At 50.8% G+C, this 24,182-nt stretch carries 21 protein-coding genes; 15 read left to right on the top strand and 6 right to left on the bottom strand.

The genetic code is table 11. The features are described from left to right. Nucleotides 1-20: 20 nt before the first annotated feature. The 3 genes from PP769_RS16335 (at nucleotide 21) to PP769_RS16325 (ending at nucleotide 2,446) form a co-directional block, all read left to right on the top strand. Nucleotides 21-491 (top strand): glycine zipper domain-containing protein, encoded by a 471-nt coding sequence (locus PP769_RS16335; protein ID WP_312642091.1) that lies wholly within the window; start codon nucleotides 21-23, stop codon nucleotides 489-491. Nucleotides 492-531: 40 nt separating this feature from the next. Next, complete coding sequence (locus PP769_RS16330; protein WP_312642089.1) at nucleotides 532-1,056, top strand: hypothetical protein; 525 nt, start codon at nucleotides 532-534, stop codon at nucleotides 1,054-1,056. 829 nt (nucleotides 1,057-1,885) lie between these two features. Then, a complete protein-coding gene (locus PP769_RS16325; RefSeq protein ID WP_312642087.1) occupies nucleotides 1,886-2,446 on the top strand; it encodes a hypothetical protein in 561 nt (186 codons plus the stop codon). Between the two features lie 250 nt (nucleotides 2,447-2,696). Here PP769_RS16325 and PP769_RS16320 read toward each other — a convergent pair whose 3' ends face one another. Then, on the bottom strand, nucleotides 2,697-2,972 hold the full coding sequence (locus tag PP769_RS16320; protein WP_312642085.1) for a hypothetical protein: 276 nt from the start codon (nucleotides 2,970-2,972) through the stop codon (nucleotides 2,697-2,699). Between the two features lie 254 nt (nucleotides 2,973-3,226). Further along, nucleotides 3,227-4,033, bottom strand: coding sequence for a transporter family protein (locus PP769_RS16315; protein WP_312642083.1), 807 nt, complete (start codon nucleotides 4,031-4,033; stop codon nucleotides 3,227-3,229). Nucleotides 4,034-4,484: 451 nt separating this feature from the next. Here PP769_RS16315 and PP769_RS16310 point away from each other — a divergent pair, with 451 nt between their 5' ends. Next, on the top strand, nucleotides 4,485-6,005 hold the full coding sequence (locus PP769_RS16310) for an MltF family protein (RefSeq protein ID WP_312642081.1): 1,521 nt from the start codon (nucleotides 4,485-4,487) through the stop codon (nucleotides 6,003-6,005). A gap of 84 nt (nucleotides 6,006-6,089) precedes the next feature. Here the strand turns inward: PP769_RS16310 and PP769_RS16305 are convergent, their stop codons facing one another. Both PP769_RS16305 and PP769_RS16300 read right to left on the bottom strand, forming a co-directional pair. Next, nucleotides 6,090-6,668, bottom strand: coding sequence for a DUF4136 domain-containing protein (locus tag PP769_RS16305; protein ID WP_312642079.1), 579 nt, complete (start codon nucleotides 6,666-6,668; stop codon nucleotides 6,090-6,092). A gap of 217 nt (nucleotides 6,669-6,885) precedes the next feature. Then, entirely contained in the window at nucleotides 6,886-8,718 is a 1,833-nt protein-coding gene (locus tag PP769_RS16300; protein ID WP_312642077.1) for a mechanosensitive ion channel family protein, read from the bottom strand. A gap of 463 nt (nucleotides 8,719-9,181) precedes the next feature. Between PP769_RS16300 and PP769_RS16295 the strand changes: the two genes are divergently transcribed. From PP769_RS16295 to PP769_RS16250, 10 genes are all read left to right on the top strand, one after another. Beyond that, complete coding sequence (locus PP769_RS16295) at nucleotides 9,182-9,394, top strand: hypothetical protein (protein WP_312642075.1); 213 nt, start codon at nucleotides 9,182-9,184, stop codon at nucleotides 9,392-9,394. Nucleotides 9,395-9,674: 280 nt separating this feature from the next. After that, nucleotides 9,675-10,406 carry a TetR/AcrR family transcriptional regulator gene (locus tag PP769_RS16290; RefSeq protein ID WP_312642073.1) on the top strand — a complete coding sequence of 244 codons (732 nt, stop codon included), beginning with the start codon at nucleotides 9,675-9,677 and terminating at the stop codon, nucleotides 10,404-10,406. Between the two features lie 71 nt (nucleotides 10,407-10,477). Then, entirely contained in the window at nucleotides 10,478-10,930 is a 453-nt protein-coding gene (locus PP769_RS16285) for a globin family protein (RefSeq protein WP_312642071.1), read from the top strand. Nucleotides 10,931-11,046: 116 nt separating this feature from the next. Then, complete coding sequence (locus tag PP769_RS16280) at nucleotides 11,047-11,532, top strand: hypothetical protein (protein WP_312642069.1); 486 nt, start codon at nucleotides 11,047-11,049, stop codon at nucleotides 11,530-11,532. 490 nt (nucleotides 11,533-12,022) lie between these two features. Continuing rightward, complete coding sequence (locus PP769_RS16275) at nucleotides 12,023-12,979, top strand: Lnb N-terminal periplasmic domain-containing protein (RefSeq protein ID WP_312642066.1); 957 nt, start codon at nucleotides 12,023-12,025, stop codon at nucleotides 12,977-12,979. Between the two features lie 219 nt (nucleotides 12,980-13,198). Beyond that, a complete protein-coding gene (locus PP769_RS16270) occupies nucleotides 13,199-13,672 on the top strand; it encodes a hypothetical protein (RefSeq protein ID WP_312642064.1) in 474 nt (157 codons plus the stop codon). Between the two features lie 219 nt (nucleotides 13,673-13,891). Continuing rightward, the gene (locus PP769_RS16265; RefSeq protein ID WP_312642062.1) at nucleotides 13,892-15,763 is read left to right on the top strand and encodes an esterase/lipase family protein; all 1,872 of its coding nucleotides are present in this window, start codon (nucleotides 13,892-13,894) and stop codon (nucleotides 15,761-15,763) included. A gap of 246 nt (nucleotides 15,764-16,009) precedes the next feature. Beyond that, entirely contained in the window at nucleotides 16,010-16,705 is a 696-nt protein-coding gene (locus PP769_RS16260; protein WP_312642060.1) for a DUF3313 domain-containing protein, read from the top strand. Between the two features lie 64 nt (nucleotides 16,706-16,769). Beyond that, nucleotides 16,770-17,099 (top strand): hypothetical protein, encoded by a 330-nt coding sequence (locus PP769_RS16255; protein WP_312642058.1) that lies wholly within the window; start codon nucleotides 16,770-16,772, stop codon nucleotides 17,097-17,099. 72 nt (nucleotides 17,100-17,171) lie between these two features. After that, entirely contained in the window at nucleotides 17,172-18,485 is a 1,314-nt protein-coding gene (locus PP769_RS16250; protein ID WP_312642056.1) for an OmpP1/FadL family transporter, read from the top strand. A gap of 332 nt (nucleotides 18,486-18,817) precedes the next feature. On the opposite strand, the gene PP769_RS16245 is transcribed toward PP769_RS16250, so the two are convergent. Next, nucleotides 18,818-20,482, bottom strand: coding sequence for a mechanosensitive ion channel family protein (locus PP769_RS16245; protein WP_312642054.1), 1,665 nt, complete (start codon nucleotides 20,480-20,482; stop codon nucleotides 18,818-18,820). A 404-nt stretch (nucleotides 20,483-20,886) separates the two neighbouring features. Next, nucleotides 20,887-21,597 (bottom strand): DUF3313 domain-containing protein, encoded by a 711-nt coding sequence (locus PP769_RS16240; protein WP_312642052.1) that lies wholly within the window; start codon nucleotides 21,595-21,597, stop codon nucleotides 20,887-20,889. Between the two features lie 355 nt (nucleotides 21,598-21,952). Here PP769_RS16240 and PP769_RS16235 point away from each other — a divergent pair, with 355 nt between their 5' ends. After that, complete coding sequence (locus tag PP769_RS16235; protein WP_312642050.1) at nucleotides 21,953-24,106, top strand: Tex family protein; 2,154 nt, start codon at nucleotides 21,953-21,955, stop codon at nucleotides 24,104-24,106. Nucleotides 24,107-24,182: the final 76 nt, after the last annotated feature.

Raw genomic sequence — 24,182 nt, 5'->3', positions numbered from 1 at the left:
CTCTACTTGTGGAGGCATCGATGCGTAGGTATGTGATCATGGGACCGATGTTTGGACTGGGGTTGCTTCTCCTTGCCCCTCTTTTGCAAGCGCAGACGTTTGTGTTCCCCGAAAAAGGACAGAGTCCGGAACAGCAGGAGTTAGACGACTTTACGTGTTTCAAGTGGGCCAAGCAGCAAACCGGTTACGATCCGGAACATCCGACCCTGGCGGCCGCGCCGCCGCCTCCATCCGGTGGTGGTGGGATGCGGGGGGCGATGGGAGGTGCCGCACTCGGAGCCATTGGGGGAGCCATCGCCGGCAATGCCGGTGAAGGTGCGGCGATCGGAGCTGCTGCCGGCGGCGGGCTGGGCATGATGCGACAACGTCGGGCTGAGCGGGGGTATCAGGAAGAGGTGCAAGAAGCCTCGGCCAAAAACCAGCAGACCCGTGCCACCTTTGACCGTGCGCACAACGTATGTATGGAAGCCAAAGGGTACAAGATCGGGTAGGGCTGCAGGTCCTTGATTGAATACATAAAGGAGAAGATAGATGAGGGTACAGCAGTCGTGTGTTATCCTGTCATGCGCGGTCATGCTGGCAGGTTGTGTGAGCGCTCAGCAGACCGGGCCGGCTCCATCGGCTTATCCTGTTGACTATGCGCCTCCTCCGCAGGTGAAGACCTTTGTGTTTCCGGAAAAGGGGCAGAGTCCGGAGCAGCAGGAGCAGGACGACTTTACGTGTTACAAATGGGCCAAACAGCAAACGGGCTACGATCCCGAACATCCGAACCTGGCCGCCGCGCCACCTCCGCCATCCGGGGGTGGCGCGTTGTTCGGCGCGATGGGGGGCGCCGCGCTCGGAGCGATCGGAGGGGCCATTGCGGGCGATCCAGGGATGGGAGCAGCCATTGGTGCCGCTGCCGGCGGCGGGTTGGGCTTGATGGGACAGCGGGCGGCTGAGCAGGAGTATCAGCAGGATGTTCAACAGGCTGGTGCCCGCAACCAGCGCACGCGTGACACGTTTGATCGTGCCCATCGTACCTGTATGGAGGCAAAAGGTTATAAGGTCGGCTAACGCGGAAGGTCCCTGGCAACCGAACGGGATTCTCCCGCATGAATATTCATTTTTGTTGCGTCCTCAGATTTGGAATAAGGCGGTCAAATTATACGTGGTGAAGTCAAAACTCATCCCAACCTCCGGATGGGTTGAACCTTTTAAAAGAAGCGGTGCGGCCATGCACCCCCACTTCACCATCTCAACATGCGCACTCCCTTTCAGCCGCCTGGAGAATCCCGGTTTGGTTCCGGTCCATTCCTTGACGAGCCGGTAGCCCTTAATCCATGGCCTTGAGGATCATGGTGGCAGGAACACAGACCGGTTGGCATGCACTGTTGCATCGTGCACTTTCCCATCCGTGATCATACCCTAAGGGGGCAGTTAGCCGGTATGGTCCAGTGTACAAGGGCAATTCCATCCTGCCCTTGGTGCGGCGAAATATCATTCAGGCATAAAGCGAGAGATACAGATCGATCATGTTGGAACCCAAGCTGACCGGTCTATATGTGAGCCGAAACTCGCGTATGCCGATCGCATACAACGACAGAGCCTACACAAGACCTGCGCAAAGTGCTCTTCACGACCGGTGAAGATTGGCCGAAGACAGAGACGAACCGGACGGACCATTGAATCCGGTGAATTCCATGCGGTCGTTTGATAATGCTATTCATGGAATTGATTCCTGAAAATTAACAATGCCGTAACAGGCCCTTGACCCGGCTGCAATAAGTTCGAGCTAGGCTTGGACTCTCATTTGAGAAAAAATTCCACATGCAGCCGGAAACAATCGCATTCTGTTTTCGTCTGCATTGTCAGGGCTTTCTGTTTACCACAAAGGAGGATCTTCATGAGTAAAGGGATTATCGTACTTGGCATATTGGGACTGGTAGGTCTGCAGATTGGATGCACGGCATTACCAGGCTCAGATTTATTGTCTTCTAATTCGAATGGGACAAAGACAGTAACCTCCAACTCCCAGTTCGACGAAATAGCGGACAATCCCTCAAATTACCTGGGGCAGGAAAAGAGGCTCGCAGGAGCAGTCGTCAGTATTGATCAAACGGAAGAGGGATATTTAATATTAGCGGAATGGCTGCCCTATCCTAAAACGCAGATCGAAGAAGGGCCCCAAATAGGTCAAACTGATAGGAGTAGACATTTTCTTATTCGGTTTATCGGAAAACGCGAAAGGGAGTTTTATACCACCCGGGGAAATATCTTTCTTTTAGAAGGAACTGTGGAAGGAACCCAAAAGGCACTGGTGAATGTTTTCGGTCCTCGAAAGGATTTGCTGTATGTCAATGCGAGATGTATCCGTATCTGGGAAACCGGGCAAGACGATTCACGCTCCAGCCAGTTGGACAATCAATATCCCCCAACGAGAAATAGAACACTCTGTGCGGATTAACATAAGAAATTTCGTGATTTGTGAATGGTCCCATTGATCCATGTCATGATAGACGGCCATACGTGTCCATTCTTATAGGGGATCACTACCCTTTCATCTTCGTATCAGGGGCCCTCCACGCAGGGCCCTACCCTGACGGCCTATCAAAAGGACTCTACCAATCGCGGAATGAAGATTGCGCGCAGGGAAGCGGCAGATGTATTCAGGCCGGCCTGATCCCATCGTGGCGTAGGATTCGAATACTGACGGCTCACTCGACATACTCACGTGTCCAACCGTGACTTTCAAGACATTTTTCCCTCATCATTTCCCCTCCACCTCTCGGATAGCTTCTTGGGCGGGTGGTTTCGTCTTCCGGACCGAAATGGGCGAATCGATCCTGGCCAAAATGCACGTTCTCCCGATCACAGAGGATAATCGCCGATTTCAAGTCTTCCTTTGTCGCGCCTGGTTTGACCCACTGTTGCGTAGAACCACAAGCGGACAAGAGTAAAAAACATAACCCCACACATGATGGTACTTTCATAGTCTTACCCCACACGAATGGTTGAAGATTGAGAGCCGGGATATTTTATTTGCCCGCAGAATGTAAATTTACACTCCAAAAAGATTTTGAGTGCCGTTTGCTGGATTGCCTTTCAGACCATGGAAGAGTCCAATCCATTGCCCCAATCAATTCCATTCCTCCAACTCACACAGAAGAGGCTCTGGCTCAGATTTGAAATAAGATTTAAAAGCGCGGGGTGATGAGAAAGCAAGATGGAAATTAGGCGGCCCTGTTTAGGCGGATTTATCTGGAAACAGAATTTGAAACTGGAGTTGGAGCGTCCAGTCTGGTGCGCGGTCCTGTTTTTCCAGATAATAAAATCCCTGGAGTTTGATGTTGACCGGACGTTTTTCTCCGCGGAACACCACTTTCCCGAATCCGCCTCCAATGGGTACCGTCCACCGGTTCCTTTTGTCCTCCGCTTCCCAATTTGCGGTGATCAACGGGGTAGAGGTCAAATACCAGCCATTGGAGAAGTTGTAATTGAGAAAGGGTTGGACCGAAAACAGATTGACCTTGAGGCGTCGATTATCACCTGCAAACGACCAGATATTACTGACGACGGCCCCTATCACCCACGGATCCGGTACGCTTACGATTGCGAGTGTAGGGCCGACACTCCATTTGCCAGTGCCCAAACGATCATCCGTGGCGGTGTCGAGGATAAAGGTTGGGCCAAGGCCGCCGATCAATTTGAACCGTCGCTTGGATTCATCACGGGCCAGAAATCCCGTATACTGAATGTCCCCCAGTCCGGCGAGGCTTCCCGTTTTATCTTCAAAGGCCGTGGCTGGAAAATAGGGGAGGGGAATCGTAAGCCGGTTGAGGAGCGCCCAATCCCCCCATTTTCTGGTGGTATCGAACTGCAGGTTGAAGACATTCGAAAGATGGTCATTGAGCCCGGCTCCAAAAAATGTCCCATTCGTAAACCCCAGTCGCACAAGATCTGACACCGGGTTCTGCACTTCTTCTGCAAGGGTTTTAATATCCTCGGCCTGGGCCGGTTGACTTCCGAGGAATCCCAGAATAACCCCCGCCATGACCCAGTTTTTAAATAGTATTTTTAGAAAAGCCAATAACATTCTTTTTGCGCAACAAAGCCTCTGTTGAGGTGTAGTCGAAATGAACATCAATGGGTATTGTTAGGAGAAGAGGTAATTATTTTTTTTGTGTAGTTTAGCAGGACTGGTGCGAAAAGCTATCTCTCATCCACAATCTCCGGACGAGCAGAGGAGCCTCTATTTTCCCCGTTTGGGTACCTTGCGTATTAAAGGAAGACCGCCAAAAAAATGATGGAATAAGGGGGATAAAAAAATTCGATTCCCACGGGAATCATGGATGGGAGACTTCGTGGTAGCATTCAACAAATGAGCCATTCATCAAGCATTGCGGGCAATATCTTGACTAAGATGTCATAATCAGGGCTTTTGCAGGCTTTTTCTTAATACCGACTCGATCACGTCTCGGATTCATCTATCGGATACATTCATAATGGCATTTCGGAAATTGCCCATGATAGGCTCGCCCTATATGACCATGATGATGTTAACGCGACAAAAAACCAGGTTTCTCCCTTATCTTGTGGTGTTGACCTCTGTCCTGATTCTCATCCTTGGCTCTGAATCAGGCGCTTCTCAGAAGTTGGAGGATGAGCAATTCGGCCCGCAGTTCCGTCAGGCACTGAAGCCGTGGACAGGTGATTGGGACGGGATGGTCAACCGTAATCAGATTCGGGTGCTTGTCCCCTTTAGCAAAACCTTTTTCTTTCTGGACGGCGGCAGACAGCGTGGGCTCACATACGATCTTATGAAAATATTTGCAAAGCAGATTAACGAAGAATTGAAGCGGAAGATCGTGCAGGTTCAGTTAGTCTTCATTCCTGTGAACCGTGATGAACTCATTCCGGATTTGCTTAATGGGGTTGGTGATATTGCCGCCGGTGGCCTCACGATTACACCCGAACGGAAGGAACTCATTGATTTTTCCGACCCGGTTCTCACCAACGTTCGCGAGATCATTGTCACGGGGCCTAGTAGCCCCTCTCTCTCCAGTCTTCATGATCTGGCCGGCAAGGCCATCCATGTGCGGAAGTCCAGTAGTTTTTACGAACACCTTGTTCGCTTGAATGCTTCGTTTCGCAGTGCCGGGAAACCGGAGATTAAACTCATCCCTGAAGAGGAGAACCTTGAAGACGAAGATCTTCTCGAAATGGTGAACGCGGGTTTATTGCCGATGCTTGTCATGGATAGCCCAAAGGCGGAATTTTGGGCCCAAATTTTTAAAAATATCCGGCTGCATCCCGACCTTGCCATCCATACAGGCGGGGAGATCGCTTGGGCCTTTCGCAAAAACAGTCCAAAACTGAAAAAGGTGGTCAATCGGTTTGTCAGGAACAATAAGAAGGGGACCTTGGTCGGAAATATGTTATTCACCCGGTATTTGAAAAATACCACGTACGTCAAACATGCCCTGGCAAAACAGGAACGCAAAAAATTTCAAAGTCTCATGCACGTATTTGAAAAGACCGCCAAACCCTATGGTTTTAATTGGGTGCTCGCCATGGCCCTTGGCTACCAGGAGTCCATGTTGGACCAAAAAAAAAGAAGTTCTGCGGGTGCTATCGGGGTAATGCAACTCCTGCCCAGTACCGCCCGGGATCCAAACGTAAATATTCCCAATATTAATAAGCTTGAGCCCAATATTCATGCCGGAGTCAAATACTTGCATTTCCTGCATGACCGGTATTTTAGAGATCCAAACATCAGCCAGTTAAACCAGTGGCTTTTTGCGATAGCTTCCTATAATGCGGGACCTGCCAGGATCGCGAAACTCCGGAGTGAGGCGCCGTCGATGGGCTTGAATCCGAATAAGTGGTTTAAAAATGTGGAGATTGTGGCCGCGAAGCATATTGGTCGCGAGACCGTGCAATACGTGAGTAATATTTACAAATACTTTATTGCGTACCGCCTGATTCTGGAAAAGGAGGCTACAAAATCAGCCTTGCAACACTAATCATCAGCGAGATGTAGCGAATGGATTGAAGCGGTCAGATGGGAATGTACCGATGGATGAAGCCGTCAAAAGTTGGATGCCATATCATTTGGCGGGCGGAGGGAACTTGTCGAACATGTCGGTGACGGCCTTATGAATCTGGTCTTCTACTTTTTCGGGGTCGGTATGAACCGTATCATTCGCGGTGCCTCGCCAAAGCATTGATCTTTTCTCCGCATCGAAAATGTCCACGACCAGCGTGCCTTTAACGACCGTTACGGGCGTGGCGGTTCCGGATGAAAGACCCACTCCCCACATTCCGAGTCCTCCACCGTACCGACCGTAGGTCGTTCCCCCGGCAGGACCGTAGCCGTACCCCATTGAGGATGTGGTATAGCTCACCTCCTTCGTCGTGGCGGCGTGATAGGAGACCACCATGTCCGGATTGGTATCCACTTTCTGGAAGCCTTTTCCAATCAATTGTTCATCGATAGCTGTGATGATCCGGCGATCCATCAGTGGGTGTTTAGTCGGTGTTCCTTCTTTCCACGCATAGGTCTGGTACTGCGTGAAATCTGCGTGTTTATCGTAATCGATATATATTTTGGATATGCAGCCTGTCACCGCCAATAGAAGAAAAATGCTGACACACTCTTTGATTCTCGGTATTTTTATCGCCTGCATGCATGGGGTTTCCTTTTTTCTTGAAAAATCTCAACACCGCTAACCTCGGCAGATACCGTTTCGAAGGATTTCCTGTACCCTTGAGTGGTTAAGGTCCGGAAAGATGCCATACACGCTGCTATCGGTTCAAGCGGCGTGTGCTCTCAAGTGGCACGAAACTTCAATTGATTCCTTTCGCTAAGACTTCTACTCCCCGGACCATGTTCTTCATCCTACCCTAAGAAGCAGTAGCGGAAACCGGTGCACCCGGGGGAGGATATTCCAACGTCCCTTGAAGTTCGGCGATCTTGTCCGCAGGGAAATTCGGAAGATACAGCGCCTGCTGTTCCCGCCACTCTTTGACTTGAGCTTCGGCCGCATCCCCCAAATGGGTGTCCGGGCCTTTCCCCTTTTCCATGTGAAGAGTTTGTGAAGGCAGCGCAAAACTTGCACCCGCTTTCTGCACAATGTCCATGATGCGGAGGTTCAAATCCTCAGCGACCTCGAGAAATTCTCCATAATCCGTGACATCGACGTATGCAAAGATTTCAAGATTAAAGGAAAATGAGCCAAACTCCTGGAAACGAATCCTGGCGGGGTCGGGAAGGACTTTGGGGTGGGCGTACAATAGCTTTCGGATTTCAACGAGAATGAAACGTATCTGGTCCGGAGTTGTTTCATGTCGTAATCGAACTTGCGGATGATACCAAATCTTTTTTCTCTTCGAATAGTTTTCCAGTTGCGTTTGTGCGAAGTCGACGTTAGGAACAGTGATGATCGTGTTATCAAGGGTTCGAACTTTCGTCGCTCGCAACCCGATTTCCTCAACCGTGCCGATATTATCGCCAAACCGGCAAAAGTCTCCCACGGCCACCGGTTGCGAGGTGTACAACGTGATGGCCGAAATCAGGTTTTCAATAGGTTTTTGCAGGGCCAGGGCCACCGCCACCCCTCCAATGCCGAGTCCTGCGAGGATGGTGGTCACTTCAAATCCCAGATTATCGAGCCAGACTAATAAGGCGATGATGACAAAAAGGGTTTTGAGACCTGTTCCCAACGGGGATAAAATGACGACCGCAGAACTTTTTCCCTGCCGTTCGAATCGCTGGGTTAATCGGGCCAGCATAAAATCCACCATACAAAATATCGTCCAGATGAGGGCAATGGTCATCACCGTTCGTGCCTGAAGCACGGCTTGAAACCAAATGGGAGGATTAATATATTCAATCAGGACTCTGGCTATCAGGAGAAACAGAAGAAAGCGTCCGGGACCTTTCACCAGGCGTGACAATTGATCACGGGAAGGGGATGGGCGAGAGCGGACAACAAGGTGAATCAAGGAAGTGAGGGCATACGCTGCCCCATAAGCCAAGATGGCGATGGTCACGAGACCCACCCACAGCCAGATTTCTAACCCCAACATCTTAAGATCGAAAAAGGCGTCAGGAAAAATATTTTCCAGGTACCCGTATCCGTATTTTTGATACAACCCTGGGATTTGAGCGACGGTCGCGTTGGAAAATTTCCAGATAAATACTCCATCTTCGCGGGGCACCCGCTGGAGAAGAATATCGATGGTTCGGCCTCCCACCTCGATGTGTCCCACTGAGTCTCGGTAGGAGGGTAAGCCGTCTTCTTGCTTGCCGGTGGTATCGATGCTCAAATCGGTAGGGTCGATCCAAAGTGCCCGATCCAGTACGATCTCAAATTGTCTGGCGAGATAGGGCTGCGGGATTTTGGCAATCTTTCCTGGCAGGTAACGAAAATCGAGGTATTCCGTGGCGCGTTCGTACCGACCCTCTTTGCCGGCGGTTAAAAAGCCTTCCACGGTGCCACGGGGAGTTCCACGACCGAATGGGTCATCCGGAATCGGGAGTTTCGAGTTTTTCGTATCTTCGCTCTTGCCTTGTTCGAGTTCCTCATTTGTCGAAGGCTCCTTTCCTGCCACGATTTCCTTCAACGTGGGTTGTCCGAGAGCAAAGCCTCCCAACATGAAGTCAGCCGTGGACAGGCCGATCAGCAGTGCCAATACCTGACACATAAAATTCGTCACCCGTTTTCTTGCGTGCATACATTTTCCTCCTTTGCTTATCTTCCTTTTTCAAGTTAGGAATTGTGTCGAAGCTGCTAAAATTTAGTTTTGAGATTCCTGACATTTAATTATTGTTCATCAACAATCTGACTTTTGTTGCAATGGGGTGTTTAAAAATAGAGTTTTGGGGGCATCCTTTTTTTTGCCACTATCGGGAGAAAACAGTGAGGCCTGTTCATAATTCTCTCATTGCAGTAGCGGACGTGTGCGTGACGCTGATTCTGGCTGAGGATGCACAATCCAACACTATGCAAATCCTGATCGATAAGGTGAAAAGGGATAGGAAGCTCTTAATCGACGCTTATATAGATTCGACGGATCAGAAGTTTAAGGAGGTTTGCACCTGTGTGAAGGCTATCAAAAAGGGTTGGGACAGTTAAACATCCACCCCGAACGAAAATGTCGGAGCCTACAATAAAGGATTGGTGCTTGAGGGCGGTGAATGAAAACTCATTCCCACGGATCGTGCGGAGATCGCGCCAAGGGGGCAAGTACCGAGAACCCGTCCCGGTTGGCACTGTTCGCCATGGATACGGGAAAACATTTGGTCGGTATGGTGAATGCGCTGATTCTTCAAGTGCATCGTTTGCCCGTCCATCCCTGTCGTTCCTTGACGTGGGAGCGATGGATGAAACGGCAGCAGACAATCAGTTGAAGGCAGAGAGAAAGGTGAACGTCTTTTGTCGTGATCCACATAGTCCCTGAGGAACGAATGAAAATACCAATCGATGGGTCCGTTAGTATTTCCTCAAGGGACGGATCTGGGTTGGTATCTATGAGAGGAGTGAGACCACGTGAAGTTACGGCTGAATCAACGGCTACGCAAAACTGACGTTCAAGCCTATTCTCTAATGTAGGTTTTTGAAAATTCTATACATGCGTGCAAAAAGTCAAAATTTGACGTAAAGTCATTTATTGTGCTATACCAGGCAGAAATGGCTACCTCAGAAAGAAAAAAACGAGAGTATGCACAGCGGGAAACGCTGATTATCGACACTGCCCGACACCTGTTGTTGGAAGTTGGCTATATCGATCTCAACATGGACCGGATTGCGGAAATTACCGAATATTCAAAGGGAACGATTTATCAGCACTTTTCCTGTAAAGAAGAAATATTGGTCGCGATGCTCATTCAATCCGCGCAAAAATGCGGCACCTTTCTCTTGAGAGGGTCCCAGTTTAAGGGGACTCCCAGGGAGCGAGTGGCTGCGATGGCTTTGGGATACGATTTGTTCATTCAGCTTAATCCTGATCATTTTAAATCAAAACTGTTGCTCCAGAATGAATCCATTAGGGGAAAGGCCTCTCCGGTTTTCCAAAAAAACCTGGAAAAGGCCGAGCAGGATAATATCGGGATTGTCTCCGGAGTTTTACGGGACGCTGTTAAGGAAGGCCACGTCCAACTTCGGAAGGGGGTGACCATTGAGGAGGTCACCTTTGGATTGTGGACCGGGGCCTATGGGGCCTTTGTGCTCATGTTCTCCGAAGTGAACTTGGAAGCTCTTGGAATTTCAGATCCGAGAAAAGCGGTGTGGGAAAACATCCATGCCTTATTGGATGGGTTCGGCTGGCATCCGTTTTTTCACGAGCTGGATTGGGCAGAAACCAGGAACCGCATCCTGAATGAAATTTTTCCGCACGAGTGTCATCAAGCAGGCATGGCCTAGAAAAAACTTTTTTTTGATAAATAATGACTAAAAGTCAAAAATTGACCCATGAATAAATTAGGATCAAATCGATGACTCAAAATTCTCAAACCAAAAATTTTTGTGGCCTCACTGAGACCCAACTCATATCCATCGAAAAAGGGTTTATTTGGTTAGGTGAAGCTACATCTCCATTTTCCAGGAAATTGTATGACCGCCTCTTGGAGGAACATCCGGTCACCAGAAAGCTTCTCATGGCCACAGGAGTTGAGGAATTCCAAAAGGCCTTTTTAAAAGGTTTTGAGGCATTGGTTTCCGCCTTTCGGTCAGGCCGTCATCTTGGGTCGGCATTGGAGGAATATTGGACTGTTCCAATTGTGGAGCTCAGGCCAGCTATAGAAAGAAGGCGGTTCAACAAACTGGCAGAGACCTTTTTGAAGGTTGTTGCGGAGTGTGTGGAGGATGCCTGGAGTCCGGCCGTGGAGGAGGCTTGGAGGGTGGCAATCAAGGAGATAGAACGCGAACTTGTGGACCCCGGTGATTGAAGACCCTATTACGCAGACACGGAAGGTCCGCCCATCAGGTTTTTTTAAGACAGACAATAGGGGTCTCCCCTTGGAAGACAAGATGGTGAAGGGGTAAAATAAAAGGAAGGAGTGGCATGATGAACTCAGCAGCCAGAACAAACATTTCAAATCCCATTCTACTTTTATCAATTCTTTTGTTGCTGTCGTGGTCGAGCTTGGGAATTTCTTCGAAGGCAGAAGCGATGTTAGTGGCCAGTAATGTTGTGGGCGGAAAGGAATTCGGTCCCATGCCTGATCTCACGGAAAAGAGCACAGCCAGATTGCCGGATTCCCATAAGTGGGAAAAAAAATTGTTCGACGTCCCGCTTCTTCAAGAGACTCCTCCGAAGTACGACTTTCAATGGAAACACGGTCCAAATTTTTCTCTCAAAGATCCAGGGGTGTTACCGGGAATCCAATTAGGCGTCGAAATGCACAGTTTTCAGGCCTTGGAAACGGTTATTCCAGAAGGAAGCCTTCCGAAAGAAATCCCCGTGAATCGCGACCGGCTTCCGCTGGTTCGTCCTCCTTCGGTTAATGGTCCAGACTATAACGGTGGCTTTCTCCGGTTCACCTGGTAACATCCGAAATTAATTTGTACTCTTGGACCGCCGGTGCGAAATGCAGTCCCATTTTTCTCCAACCGGATGGTGAATTCCCCAGGGTTTTGGCTGAAAGCCTTGCCCTTGCGGTGATACCGTCGTTTGACGGCGAGAGCCCTCATCCCTGAACCTCACACAGAAAATTGGGGAGACTTGTTATCCCCTCGTAAACATTCCGCCGATTGGACCAGCACACCTTGCGACTCCGGCAGCTCAACCTTTCAGTTCCAAATCTAAATACGTTTTAAGGTATCCGGATCGTTGATCGAAATTTTGCGTGTATGTCAAGTGCTCTGGATTTTCCGTGGCATTTGCCACTGTGGCGCGTCATTTGTGGTAGGCTCCGCAAGGAACTAGGAAAACTAGACATTTCAACTCTGACACACAAACTCTGATACACATGAATCAGGAATTTTCCTTTCGCCGGATAACAAGGTACGTTGGTTTGTTCCTCGGAGCTTCCCTGATTGTGGCCACTGGAGCCTGGGGCACCTTCGCTTTATATTTTGACGGGCCGGAATCTGACACGCTCCGGATGCTCCTGGCTTCAGGCTTTGCCCTATCCAGCCTGATGGCGTTGGTGGGGTATTGCACCCGGCGATTTCGATGGATGGCCACCGGGTCCTATCTCAGTCTGTTTATTGTGCTCGTTGTCTGGTGGAGCATGATCGAGGCGTCCAATGATCGCCACTGGCAACCGGAAGTGGCGGTGCTTCCCCATGCCACCTTCGATGGAAATTTGATTACGGTCCACAACATCCGAAACTTTGATTACCATACCGAAACCGACTTTACGCCCGCCTACTACGATCGCACGTATGATCTTGAAAACTTGAATTCCGCAGACCTTGTGGCCGCTTATTGGATGGGACCGGAAATCGCCCATATTTTTCTCACCTTCGGGTTTGGTGATGATCATTTGGCCATTTCCATCGAAGCCAGGAAGGAAGCCACGGAAGGCTATTCGTCAATTAAAGGATTTTTTAAACAGTACGAGCTGATCTATATTGTGGGTGACGAACGCGATCTGATCCGGGTCCGGACGAATTACCGGAAAGATCCACCCGAAGACGTGTATCTGTATCCATTGGCGGGATCACCCGACAACGCCAGACGGGTCTTTCTGGGATACATGCACACCATCAACGAACTGCGCGAGCGGCCAAGGTTTTATAATACGCTCACCGCCAACTGCACGAACGTCATTTGGATGCATACGCGGTTGAATCCCGGTCATGTGCCATTCTCCTGGAAGATCCTGTTAAGCGGGTACACGCCTGCCTATCTCCATGAGCAGGGAAAACTGGGCACCGGTTTTTCTTTTGAAGACTTGCAGCGTCGTTCACACCTCAATGAGTTGGCCTTACAAGCCGATCAGGCTCCTGATTTTTCCCGGCGCATTCGTCCCCATCTTTTCTCTCCCTGATTTCCGCATCCAGGACTCTAGCCGGCTCCCGCGCTGCGGCCATGGTGCGCTGTCTGCTTTAACCGTATCGAAGGTCAGGGTGAATCGACGTTCCTCAAGCGTTTACTTTAATTAGTGCCTTTGTTACGCTGGCGGCCGCAAATTCAGGCGAAGATTTGTAGGGTAGGCTTTCGATCGCTTCGCATTCACCATCTACTTACAACCAAGGGGTGTTATCTTATGAAGCCGTTCATCATGTTTGTCGTTGCCGCAGCTATCACGTGTGTGACTCCAGCATTTGCGGAGAATGCACAAATCACCAATTTGCAAATCCTGATCGATAAGGTCAAAGCGGATAAGAAGCTGCTCATCGCCAGCAATATGGATTTGACGGACCAGGAATCAAAAGATTTCTGGCCCCTGTATGAGGGGTATCAAAAAGAACTCGAACATTTAAATCAACATTTGGGCGGACTCATCAACGAATATGCGGAGGCCTACAATAAAGGGTCCGTGCCCGATAAAGTAGCCAAAGATCTGATTAACGAATCAATCAAAACCGAAGGGGCGGAAGTCAAAATGCGGAGGGAGTATGCCGAAAAACTCAGCAAAGTGCTGCCCGCTCATAAAGTCGCGCGGTACCTGCAAATGGAAAATAAAATCCGGGCGGCGATCAAGTTTGACCTGGCTGCGAATATTCCCTTGATGGATTAGTCGAGGATTCAGCCATGGTTTCTGATTTTTCCCTCAGCGGGATCGTATAGGTGGGGTCCCTCGGTTTTGTGCCGACCTGGCCGGCTCGCTCCTCCCTGTTAAAGGGGGCGAGTCGGTGATCCGGGTGTAGTCATGTGTGAACCAATCCACGAAAATCCTGGATTCAAGATGAGTCGAAGGCAGTCTTTACCCTATTTTCTGTTAAGAATGGATAAATAGATGATGGCGAGTGTGCAAGCTAACTGCCAATGGTTGTTCGTCATCCTCACCGCCGCCATGCTGGCCGGCTGTCAAACCCCGGTGGGTGTGGCCCGGGTCGATTCTGAGACCGTTCGGCACCAACTTACCAAAAACGTGATTTCTTCAGGGGAACTTAGCCCCTATACCGATATTGTGCTGCGTGTCACAGACCTGACTGATGCCTACTTTGATTATCCCCGTCAGGCGTTGAAACACCTGCACCAGTTCTTCCTCGCCGAAGACCAACGGAAAGTCTACGTGGCATTCGCGCTTGCTGAATTATCTTTTTTGTATGCCCAAAAGTCCAATCAACCGTCCTATTATCTGGCTGCAGCCGTGTATGCGTATCTGTATTTGTTTCCCGAAACTTCAACTCATCCTCTCAACCCATTAGATCCCCGGGTGCGGATTGCGGCTGATGTGTATAATCGGGGACTGACATCAGCGTTTATTGCAAAAGATCGTTCCCTCATGAATCTGGAATCCGGAACGTACTCGCTTCCTTTCGGAACCCTCCAGGTGGCCCTTCCGGATAATCGGCTCCAGTGGGAAAACCGGACACTCACCAATTTCATTCCCGTCGCAGAGTTGGAAGTCCGCGGGTTACAAAACCGGTATCGGCAGGCCGGCGTCGGAGTTCCCTTAGCGGCCGATCAAATACCCTTAGGGCAGGAGGAAGGACTGCAGATTGCCAAGGGCAAAATGCCCGTCACCGCTTTCATGCGGTTCTCCAACCTTCTTCAACAATTGACAACCGATTCCATTCAGGGGGACTGGGAAATCTACAACGCCTATGACCAGAAGGCTGTCCGTATCAAAGGAAGGGATGTGCCGTTGGAAATTGAGTTTACCTCTTCTCTGGCGGCCAGTCTGTCCGAAGCCGCAGTCTGGGAACGGGAACTGAAGGGGTTTTTCATGGGTGATTCGCTTACGCTGCAGTCAGGAGAATTAACGGCTCTCGAGCCGTACAGGCCCGGGCGCATTCCGGTAGTTTTTGTCCACGGGACGGCCTCCGGCCCTGGAAGGTGGGCCGACATGACCAACGATTTGATCATCGATCCCTCGATCCGCAGTCGTTTTCAATTTTGGTATTTTACGTATGATACCGGGAATCCCATTCTGTACTCTGCGGCGTTGCTCCGTGAACTCCTGCAAAAGACCGTGGACCAACTCCGGCAAAAATATCAAGACCCGGCCCTCGATGCCATGGTCCTGATCGGGCACAGTCAAGGTGGGTTGCTCGCGAAACTGACAGCCGTCGACAGCGGAAATACCTTTTGGGACGCGATCAGCAACTCTCCACTTGAGGACCTGAAAGTCTCGGACCAAACCCGTGATCTCTTGCAAAGAAGTCTCTTTATTGAATCCCTGCCATTTGTCAATCGCCTCGTCTTTATCGCCACGCCACAACATGGGAGTTATGTGGCCGGAAGTTGGGGGGCTCATCAACTGGCCAAGTTCGTAAAGCTGCCGGGCCGATTGATGTCAGGCATCACCGATCTCATGACTCTCAAAATGGATACCCTCAAGTTGAAAATCCAAGGGAAGAATTTGGGAAGTGTGTCTGCCATGGAACCGGGAAGCCCCCTCATGACCATCCTGCCGCAGACGCCTCTGGCTCCCGGGATTACCGGGCACTCCATTATTGCGGTGGAAGGTGATGGGCCTTTGGAGGAAGGGAACGATGGGGTCGTGGCCTATCAGAGCGCCCACGTGGAGGGCATGGAGTCGGAATTTATCGTCCGGTCCGGGCATTCCTGTCAATCGAATACGCATACGATTCAGGAAATCAGACGGATTTTATTGCTTCATGCCATGGAAACATGCAAGACCCATGGCCTTTGCGCCTGATGTGTTGTGCCGGGAGGGATTGGGACGACTGTCTGTATGATGGTATTTTTCTAAACTTTGGAAGCTTCTTAAATCATCACTGTTCTAGTGTACTGATGTGCGGAGTTTTTTAGTTGACGGCATGGACCCCACGTTTCGTGCCTGTTATTCCTCGTATTTTTTCCATGCTGATATCGCTATAATCCCGATAAAGACAACTGCCTTTAACGAGCATCTTATCAATTTTAAAGTGAGGGGAGAAGCGTGATGATTCGTTTACCGTTACATGTGGTTCTCATCCTGGTGGTGGGCGTATCGGGTTGTGCCAGTACTCAGCATTCTCGGAGCGTGGAACAATCAGGATTTCTTGGAGACTATTCCATGTTGCAGGAAGGGAAAAAGGACGAAACCCTTTTGATCTATAAAAATCCTCAAGCCGATTGGAAAAAATATCAGAAAATCATTCTTGATCCTGTCACCCTCTGGATCGGCAAGGACTCCCAATTGAAAGACGTATCCGCGGAAGATCGTCAACGGATGGCGGATCTCTTCTGGGTCAAATTGCATGATGCCTTAAAAAACGATTATGAAATCGTGACCACACCCGGCCCGGATGTCATGCGTATTCAGGCGGCCATTACGGAAGCCGAAACCTCCAATCCCGTTCTAGATACGGTGTCCAGCATCGTTCCTCAGTTGAGAGTTTTAACCGGAGTCAAAGGTTTCGCGACGGGCGTTTCCGGTTTTACCGGTTCGGCGAGTGTGGAGATGAAAGTCACGGATTCCTCGGACAAAACCCTGTTGGCCGCTGCGGTGGATCGCCGGGGCGGGACGAAAAGTCTGAGCGGAGTGACCAATTCGTGGCACGATGTTGAGGAAGCCTACCGGTATTGGGCGGAAAAAGTACGGTGGCGGGCATGTCTGCTTCGAGGTGAACAAAATTGCGTGGAGCCTGAGGCGTAAGGGCCCGACATTCCCAACGAAATTTGGTCATATCATCGTGTGATTCACTGACAAGGAGATGACTATGAAAGGCGTGCCCTGGTGGTCCGTTTGGGTGATTCTTACCTTGGCGTCCTGTGGTGGAGGGAATCTCCAGCAAATGGATGCCACACCGTATGCTCAAATGATCGAGCGTCCTAACGGGGAGTGCCCGCATTCCAAGATTGAACAAGGTCTTGTCAATAAACATCCGGAGGCGACGGTCCTGGTTACCGTTGCCGAGATCACCGGAGACAAGGTCATCACGACTTCCCAAATACCGGTGAAAGCCAATCAAACGGTTTATCTCGGGTGCGCCTTCCTGCCGTCCGGCCAGGATGCGGCTCGAAAGATTCTCGACGTCCAATTTGAATAAGCGATTCCAGGGCCATGTTTGAAGCGTGGCCCTGGACATTCCGGCAAGGCATCCTTCACATAAGGAACAATTATGAATGTCTGGTTTGCGGTGAAATTCCGATTGCCTATCCTGTGTTTATTCTTGATAGGAACATGGCTCCTGCCTTCATGGGCTCAAGCCGGAGGACTTTTTCTGACTGAGATCGGAACTCCGGACGTGGGACTTGCCGGAGCGGGATGGGCGGCCCGCGCTCAGGATGCGTCAACCTTATTTAAAAATCCCGCCGGCATGACCCTCCTGGAGGGTGCCCAATTTCAGGGTGGCGCCCAGCTGTTATATGGAGATATTGGATTCACCTCCGACGGCAAATCCACCCCGACCGGCGGCGGCGGCGGGAATCCCATCGATGTGTTTCCCGGAGCCAGCGGATTTTACGTGCATCCCCTGGGAGATGATTGGAGAGTGGGCTTTGGCATATTTTCCAATTTCGGGCTTGGATTGAAATACAAAGGGGAATGGGTCGGTCGCTATTACGTGAAAGATGCACTGCTGGCCGGAGTCAGTTTCATGCCCACCGCAAGCTATCGGGTAAATGAATACCTGTCTGTCGGCGGAGGCGTTAACGTGATGCTTGGCGCAGTCAAACAAACCGTTGGGATCAACAATCTCGGGAGTACCAACGACGGGCAAATGCAAATCAAAGATCAGGCAGTCGGGGTGGGAGGCAATATCGGTGTGATGTTTACCCCGACACGAGGAACACGCTTCGGCCTCACGTATCAATCGCCCATTGATTTGAATTTTTCCGATAAGCCGAAGTTTTCGAATCTTGGTCCTATCGGCACCGCCCTGCAGAATAACGGGCTGCTGGATAATAAACTCGATGTGGGCATTACCGTCCCCCAATCGCTGATGTTCAGCGCCTACCACGACCTGAGCAGGCAGTGGGCGATTATGGGTGATGTTGGATGGCAGGACTGGTCTGAATTCGGGAAGGTGGATATCGGCGTGAATACGGCGAATCCCACAAGCGTCGTCGCCAACCTGAACTATCAGGATACCTGGCATGTGGCGTTTGGGACCCAATATCGCGTGAATCCCGCATGGGTGCTCTCAACCGGTTTTGCCTATGATAGTTCCATGGTGAAGGATAAAAATCGCACCCTCAGCCTTCCTGTTGGCGAAACCTACAAATTCGGGTTGGGAGCCCTCTGGCAAACGACGCGAACCCTCAATCTTGGTTTTTCCTATGAACTGACCTGGGTGGGAGATATGCCGGTTGATCAAAGTCGTGGACCACTGTCCGGCCGGGTATCCGGTGACTTTAAGAACACGACTCTTCACTTTTTTGCATTAACCGTCACCTGGGGCGAAGGGGTGAAGATGGGGCCAGGAGGAGCCTAACGCCACAATCCTTCGTGGCCGAATACGTGCGGGGGGGTTGTTGATGCGCTCAGAAACGATTCTTCCAATCGGCATTTCGATCCTCACTGCATGAGGAAATCAATGCTCGTGCTGTTCGTTTGGGTATCGGATAAAGGGGGCCTTGCATACCACCACGGATTATTGGATATCTGAGTTCATCCGCTTTTCCACATATGCCACCAGCCGTTCCCGGCTCTGAGTATCCAATATTTCGACACGAAGCCCCAGGGCCCCGGGCCCCTTTTTCTATCGAATTCCCGTCTGTCCCTACACTTTTTTTACAATGCCAGGAAAAATTTGGTCCGGGTTCACTAGGATTCGAATTGGTCCTTTTCAAGCAATACCCGTTGTTTGGGCAAATATCGCCCTCCATGAAATTCTTGCAGAAACGCCACTAATTGTTCCCGGGTTGCACATTGAAGACTCCATGCGGTCTTCCCATCTTTTGCGCTACATAATGCTCTTAATTCCATGGCCTCCTCCGTTAAACCCGTGACTTGCATAACGGGAGGAGTTTGCCGATCCCACTCGGGAGAATTTTCTAAAATCTCTTTAAATTTTTGGCGTAGGTGACTGACATCCATTCGATAGTCCACATACAGATAAATCGGTTTAATGATGTGTGCATCTTTCATAGACCAATTTTCAAATGGATGCTCAATAAAGTAGGACAACGGGATGACCACCCGTCGCAAATCCCAGGTTCGGATCGTGATGTAGGTATAGGTAATGGCTTCTATGAATCCCCATTCTTTTTCAAATCGAACGGCATCGCCAATACAGGCTGGTTGCGTAATGGCTACCTGCATTCCGGCCATGATATTCCCTAAAACGCTATGGGCTGCCACGCCCAAAATTACACTTGCCACACCAGCTGATGCCAAAAGGGAAAACGAAAGATTTTCAAACATTTGAAATTGGCGTAGGATAAATCCAACTGCAAACACGATCGTAATGAAGATGATCACTCGCCGGGCCACGGAAATATGCGTAGTCATCTGTCGGGCATGCTGTTCGCCCTCGGTGTCGATCCTGTGGGTATATTGGTGCGAAGAAAAATCCGTGACGACCTCTGTTATACGAATGATAAACCATGTGATGGACAGAATGAGGAGGGTTTTCAGGATGGGACCAAAATCACTGATGAGGGGCCCCGAGAGAGAGATGAGAGAGAACGCAATGAGATCAAACATGATCAAACTAAAAAAGATTCCTGCGGGGGTGCGCAACCGTCTTGCTGCATCGGAGAGGTGTTTTCTGGTGGATCGTTCGAAAAAACCCATGACCATCCGATTAACGCTCCAACCTATGGCGAAGGAAATTATTCCAATGAAGACCAGAACGAAGATTTGCCCTAAAGGGTCATCATTCAACACACGACGCTTGATTGCCGGATGAAAATATTTTACGAGTGGACCGGGGCCAAATTGCGCATAAAGCTGAGGAATTTTGTTGACGGTTTCCTCGCTAAACTGCCACTGGGCCGGACTGTCGGGTGCTTTGTAACGTGCGAGACGAATCTCGACCTCACGATTATCGAAGGTGATACTCCCAATTTTAATGCTTCGGCGGGGCTTTCCGGCTAAAGGACTGGTGTTATCCAGAGGGACATCAAGCGTGCCATCGGGTCGATCCGGGATTTGACTCCAATTAATTTGGATTTTTTGATTCAGGACGAAATACAACTGTTCCGTCAATTCAGGTCCCTTGGTTTTTTGGTCAGAAGATGAAAATTTATTTAAGTTCAGGGTGTGACTGGCTGAGTGGAAATTATGGACCCTTCCCTGATCCAAAAAGTGTTCTAGCGCAACACGTGGGGTCGTAAGGTCGATATGCTGGTCTGCTTTTGACAGTCCTGCGTTCATGGCCTCCACGGGAAAAAATGGTTGTGGGTCATTCTCGCCAAAGCTCAATGGCACTGCACAATTTTGGATGATGAGAATTAGCCACAAAATCCACTTTACCTGCCGTTTCATGGAGCGCCTCCCTGGAAATGACATGAATAAAGGTGTAACGATCAGTGATCAATTTGGTGAAACCATTCGGCGGGAGGTATCGTAACACAGGTCTTCAAAAGAAACTCTCTCTCCCGACTACCTCGTAAGAATCAGAGACTCAGTTTCATACAAAGGTTTTGGTCGGCAATCTCTCGTCACGTGGTTGAAATTTCCGTCGGAAATTTTCAACACCCGTCCGCAGGTGACGGACCAACGTGCCAATGGGAGGATGGAGAAAGATTTGGAATTAGTTGTGTGCTATCAGGAACGGGGAGTGATGGAATTTTGCCGGCAGGCATTCGCCCGGGATGAGTGAACGGCCCGGCCGATTCATATGAATTTCTGATGCGGATACACTTCTTTCTTGAGCACACCACCACGGATTATTGAATATCTTTCCGATACTCCCGTAGTCCGCGTTCCTCGTCTAACCGTTGGCGAAGTTTCTTGCCCCAATAGTCAAAGATCTCCAGCACCGGTCCCAGGGAATCTTTATCGCGGGTGATGAGGATCTCTGAGCTCATCCGCTTTTCCACATACGCCACCAGTCGTTCCCGGCTCTGAGTATCCAATATTTCGACCTCAATGGCTGCCTCTCCCTCCAGGGCATTCATGCCGGAAATCTTTTCGGAAGCCCTGATCAGCAGGTCATTGGCCAGCGGAAGGATATGGTCCGGCGTGGACACTGACGGGCGTTCCAATAATACGTCCGTCAGAGCCGCTCGAAGCCGGAGGACTCCAGGCCCGGGATCTTTCACAATCACATAGCCTCCTGCCAGTGCGCGGCTCATGCTCTCCTGGAAACCCAGAGCCAGTTTCCAGGCGGTTAAGGCATCAAGACCGCCATACTCGGAATTTTGGCTGGGCCAGATCACCAGGGGATCCAGAATAATGTGGTCGTATTCTTTGAAATTGACCCCCGGCTTCCGATAACTCCAGGCACCGCTGTCATCCGGCGAGGGACGAAGGCTGGTGTAATCGGTTAAAAATCCGGAAAAATTCAACGGCTCGATTTTGGGAGCACATCCGGAGCAGCTGACGATTATGCACAAGAGCAGGCTCAGCCGTTGTAATTGCGGAAAGGTGTAATTCACGGTATCCTCATTTTTTTGAGATCGAAAGTTGACGAGTATATCCCGTCTACTCCATAAAGGCCATATTACGGCCGCACGAAAAATCAACTCCATTGAGAACACGGGGTGTCCATTTTGAGGGCATGGCTTGTGGTCGGTATGGAAAGTCTGCTCCTGTCTGGAGGCACGGTCGTGCGGTCTGTCGTACACGAAGCGACCGGATGATGTTGAGCCGGGTTTGGGAGAACACCGATGGGTCCCGAAAACACCGCCCAAGTGATTTGCCGGGAAGATGTATCTGGAATCGGGCTTTGGGTGTGACGAGCGCCTCGTGATTACCATTTCACTCAGGATTCAGTAAGGATGGAATGAAAATATGAATTCAGCATTGCATGATCAGACCATTGCGAAGGAACTGAAAATTTCCGATAAGCAGGTGGCAGCCACGGTGAGCCTGCTGGATGACGGGGCCACGGTGCCGTTTCTTTCACGGTATCGCAAAGAAGTCACAGGCGGGTTGGATGAGGTCGTGATTACCGCCATTCGGGATCGTATCGCGCAGCTTCGGGAGTTGGATAAGCGGCGGGACGTCATCCTGGCCTCGCTTGAGGAACAAGGCAAACTCACCGACGTGCTGCAAGGGCAGGTGCACGCGGCCGCAACCATGACCGAATTGGAAGACATCTATTTACCCTTCCGCCCCAAACGCCGCACGAGGGCCATGATCGCGAAAGAGCGGGGATTGGAACCGTTGGCGTTGAGCCTCTGGGCACAAGAGACCCAATTGCATGTCGAAACCGAGGCGAAAAAATATCTCAACCCGGAACTCAGTGTGGAGACCGTGGAGGACGCATTGGCCGGCGCGCGCGATATCATGGCCGAATGGATCAGCGAAGATCTGCAAGCCCGCGCCTCCATGCGAGCGCTGTATCTGGAGCAGGGGATCTTCAAGACCACTGCGGTGCGGGGGAAAGATGTTCAAGCCAGCAAGTATCGGGATTATGTTGAATGGGAAGAGCCGGTTGCCAAGGCGCCCTCACATCGGGTCCTGGCCATGCGGCGTGGAGAAACAGAAGGGTTTCTGTCCTTTCGGGTGATGGTGCCGGAACCCGAAGCGCTGTCGATTTTGCATCGCCTCTTTCTCAAAGGAAAAGGGCCGGCATCGGAGCAGGTCACCCTGGCGATCAAGGACAGTTTTACCAGGCTCTTGTCTCTCTCAATGGAAACCGAAACCCGCCTGGTCACCAAAACCCGCGCCGATCAAACAGCGATAGAAGTGTTTGCGCAAAATGTTCAGCAACTGCTCATGGCCCCCCCGCTAGGACAGAAGACCGTGCTGGCGATCGATCCCGGCTTTCGCACCGGATGTAAAATGGTGTGTCTGGACCGCCAGGGCACCTTGCGTCATACGGAGACCATCTTTCCGCATCTGGGAGCCAGCGGGGCCGCCAAAGCGGGAGAGACGGTTGTGGAATTGTGTCAGCGTTTTCAGGTTGAGGCGATCGCGGTGGGCAATGGGACGGCCGGAAGGGAAACCGAAGCGTTTCTCCGTGCTTTGAAATTACCAACCGCTATCCCCATTGTCATGGTCAACGAGAGCGGCGCGTCCGTGTATTCCGCATCCCCGGTCGCACGTGAGGAATTTCCCGATCACGATGTGACGGTGCGTGGCGCTGTCTCGATCGGACGACGGCTTATGGATCCCTTAGCCGAACTCGTGAAGATCGATCCCAAGGCCATCGGCGTCGGGCAATATCAACATGATGTCGATCAGGGCATCTTGAAACAGCGGTTGCAGGATGTGGTCATCAGTTGTGTCAATCGGGTAGGGGTGGATGTGAATATGGCGAGTCCGCAACTGCTCACGGCCGTCTCCGGTGTGGGTCCGCAACTTGCCACGAATATTGTGGCCTATCGACAGGAACATGGCCCGTTTTCCAGCCGAACCGCCTTAAAGAAAGTCCCGCGCCTGGGAGCCAAAGCGTTTGAGCAAGCGGCCGGATTTTTACGCATCACCGATGGCGAGCATCCGCTGGATGCCAGCGCCGTGCATCCCGAACGGTATGCTGTGGTCAACGCGATGGCCAAAGACTTAGGCTGCACCGTGAAGGATCTCATGAAGGATCCTGCCCGGCAACGCACGATCGATCTCAATCGATACATCACCGAGGACGTGGGCAAACCGACCTTAATGGATATCCTCACTGAATTGGCCAAGCCCGGCCGTGATCCGCGCCAACAATTTGAAGCCGTAAAGTTTGATGAAGGGGTGCAATCCATCGAACAGGTCACGCCCGGCATGATTCTGTCCGGGGTGGTGACCAATGTCACGGCCTTTGGCGCGTTCGTCGATATCGGCGTGCATCAGGATGGTCTGGTGCATATCAGTCAACTCGCCAATAAATTTGTCAGCGATCCCAACACGGTGGTGCAGGTCAATCAACAGGTCAAAGTCACCGTGCTGGAAGTCGATGTGCCTCGCAAGCGTATTTCGCTGTCGATGAAAGCGGCGGCAAACGGGAAGTCCTGAGTCGGGGTGGTCATTTCGCTAAGTCATGTGACTGCGAGCTGGGCCCAGATTCTTCGTTGCCCTCAGAAGGACAACG

It is taken from the genome of Candidatus Nitrospira allomarina (genome assembly GCF_032050975.1).
Classification (GTDB): Bacteria; Nitrospirota; Nitrospiria; order Nitrospirales; family UBA8639; genus Nitrospira_E; species Nitrospira_E allomarina.
Note: the sequence above shows the minus strand (reverse complement) of the source record. Positions and strands in the feature narration are given on the sequence as shown.

What these genes read in the sequence shown, in the direction of transcription:
- PP769_RS16335 (WP_312642091.1), top strand. Translation starts at nt 21, where the DNA reads ATGCGTAGGTATGTGATCATGGGACCGATGTTTGGACTGGGGTTGCTT.
- PP769_RS16330 (WP_312642089.1), top strand. Translation starts at nt 532, where the DNA reads ATGAGGGTACAGCAGTCGTGTGTTATCCTGTCATGCGCGGTCATGCTG.
- PP769_RS16325 (WP_312642087.1), top strand. Translation starts at nt 1,886, where the DNA reads ATGAGTAAAGGGATTATCGTACTTGGCATATTGGGACTGGTAGGTCTG.
- PP769_RS16320 (WP_312642085.1), bottom strand. Translation starts at nt 2,972, where the DNA reads ATGAAAGTACCATCATGTGTGGGGTTATGTTTTTTACTCTTGTCCGCT.
- PP769_RS16315 (WP_312642083.1), bottom strand. Translation starts at nt 4,033, where the DNA reads ATGGCGGGGGTTATTCTGGGATTCCTCGGAAGTCAACCGGCCCAGGCC.
- PP769_RS16310 (WP_312642081.1), top strand. Translation starts at nt 4,485, where the DNA reads ATGGCATTTCGGAAATTGCCCATGATAGGCTCGCCCTATATGACCATG.
- PP769_RS16305 (WP_312642079.1), bottom strand. Translation starts at nt 6,668, where the DNA reads ATGCAGGCGATAAAAATACCGAGAATCAAAGAGTGTGTCAGCATTTTT.
- PP769_RS16300 (WP_312642077.1), bottom strand. Translation starts at nt 8,718, where the DNA reads ATGCACGCAAGAAAACGGGTGACGAATTTTATGTGTCAGGTATTGGCA.
- PP769_RS16295 (WP_312642075.1), top strand. Translation starts at nt 9,182, where the DNA reads ATGAAAACTCATTCCCACGGATCGTGCGGAGATCGCGCCAAGGGGGCA.
- PP769_RS16290 (WP_312642073.1), top strand. Translation starts at nt 9,675, where the DNA reads ATGGCTACCTCAGAAAGAAAAAAACGAGAGTATGCACAGCGGGAAACG.
- PP769_RS16285 (WP_312642071.1), top strand. Translation starts at nt 10,478, where the DNA reads ATGACTCAAAATTCTCAAACCAAAAATTTTTGTGGCCTCACTGAGACC.
- PP769_RS16280 (WP_312642069.1), top strand. Translation starts at nt 11,047, where the DNA reads ATGATGAACTCAGCAGCCAGAACAAACATTTCAAATCCCATTCTACTT.
- PP769_RS16270 (WP_312642064.1), top strand. Translation starts at nt 13,199, where the DNA reads ATGAAGCCGTTCATCATGTTTGTCGTTGCCGCAGCTATCACGTGTGTG.
- PP769_RS16265 (WP_312642062.1), top strand. Translation starts at nt 13,892, where the DNA reads ATGATGGCGAGTGTGCAAGCTAACTGCCAATGGTTGTTCGTCATCCTC.
- PP769_RS16260 (WP_312642060.1), top strand. Translation starts at nt 16,010, where the DNA reads ATGATTCGTTTACCGTTACATGTGGTTCTCATCCTGGTGGTGGGCGTA.
- PP769_RS16255 (WP_312642058.1), top strand. Translation starts at nt 16,770, where the DNA reads ATGAAAGGCGTGCCCTGGTGGTCCGTTTGGGTGATTCTTACCTTGGCG.
- PP769_RS16250 (WP_312642056.1), top strand. Translation starts at nt 17,172, where the DNA reads ATGAATGTCTGGTTTGCGGTGAAATTCCGATTGCCTATCCTGTGTTTA.
- PP769_RS16245 (WP_312642054.1), bottom strand. Translation starts at nt 20,482, where the DNA reads ATGAAACGGCAGGTAAAGTGGATTTTGTGGCTAATTCTCATCATCCAA.
- PP769_RS16235 (WP_312642050.1), top strand. Translation starts at nt 21,953, where the DNA reads ATGAATTCAGCATTGCATGATCAGACCATTGCGAAGGAACTGAAAATT.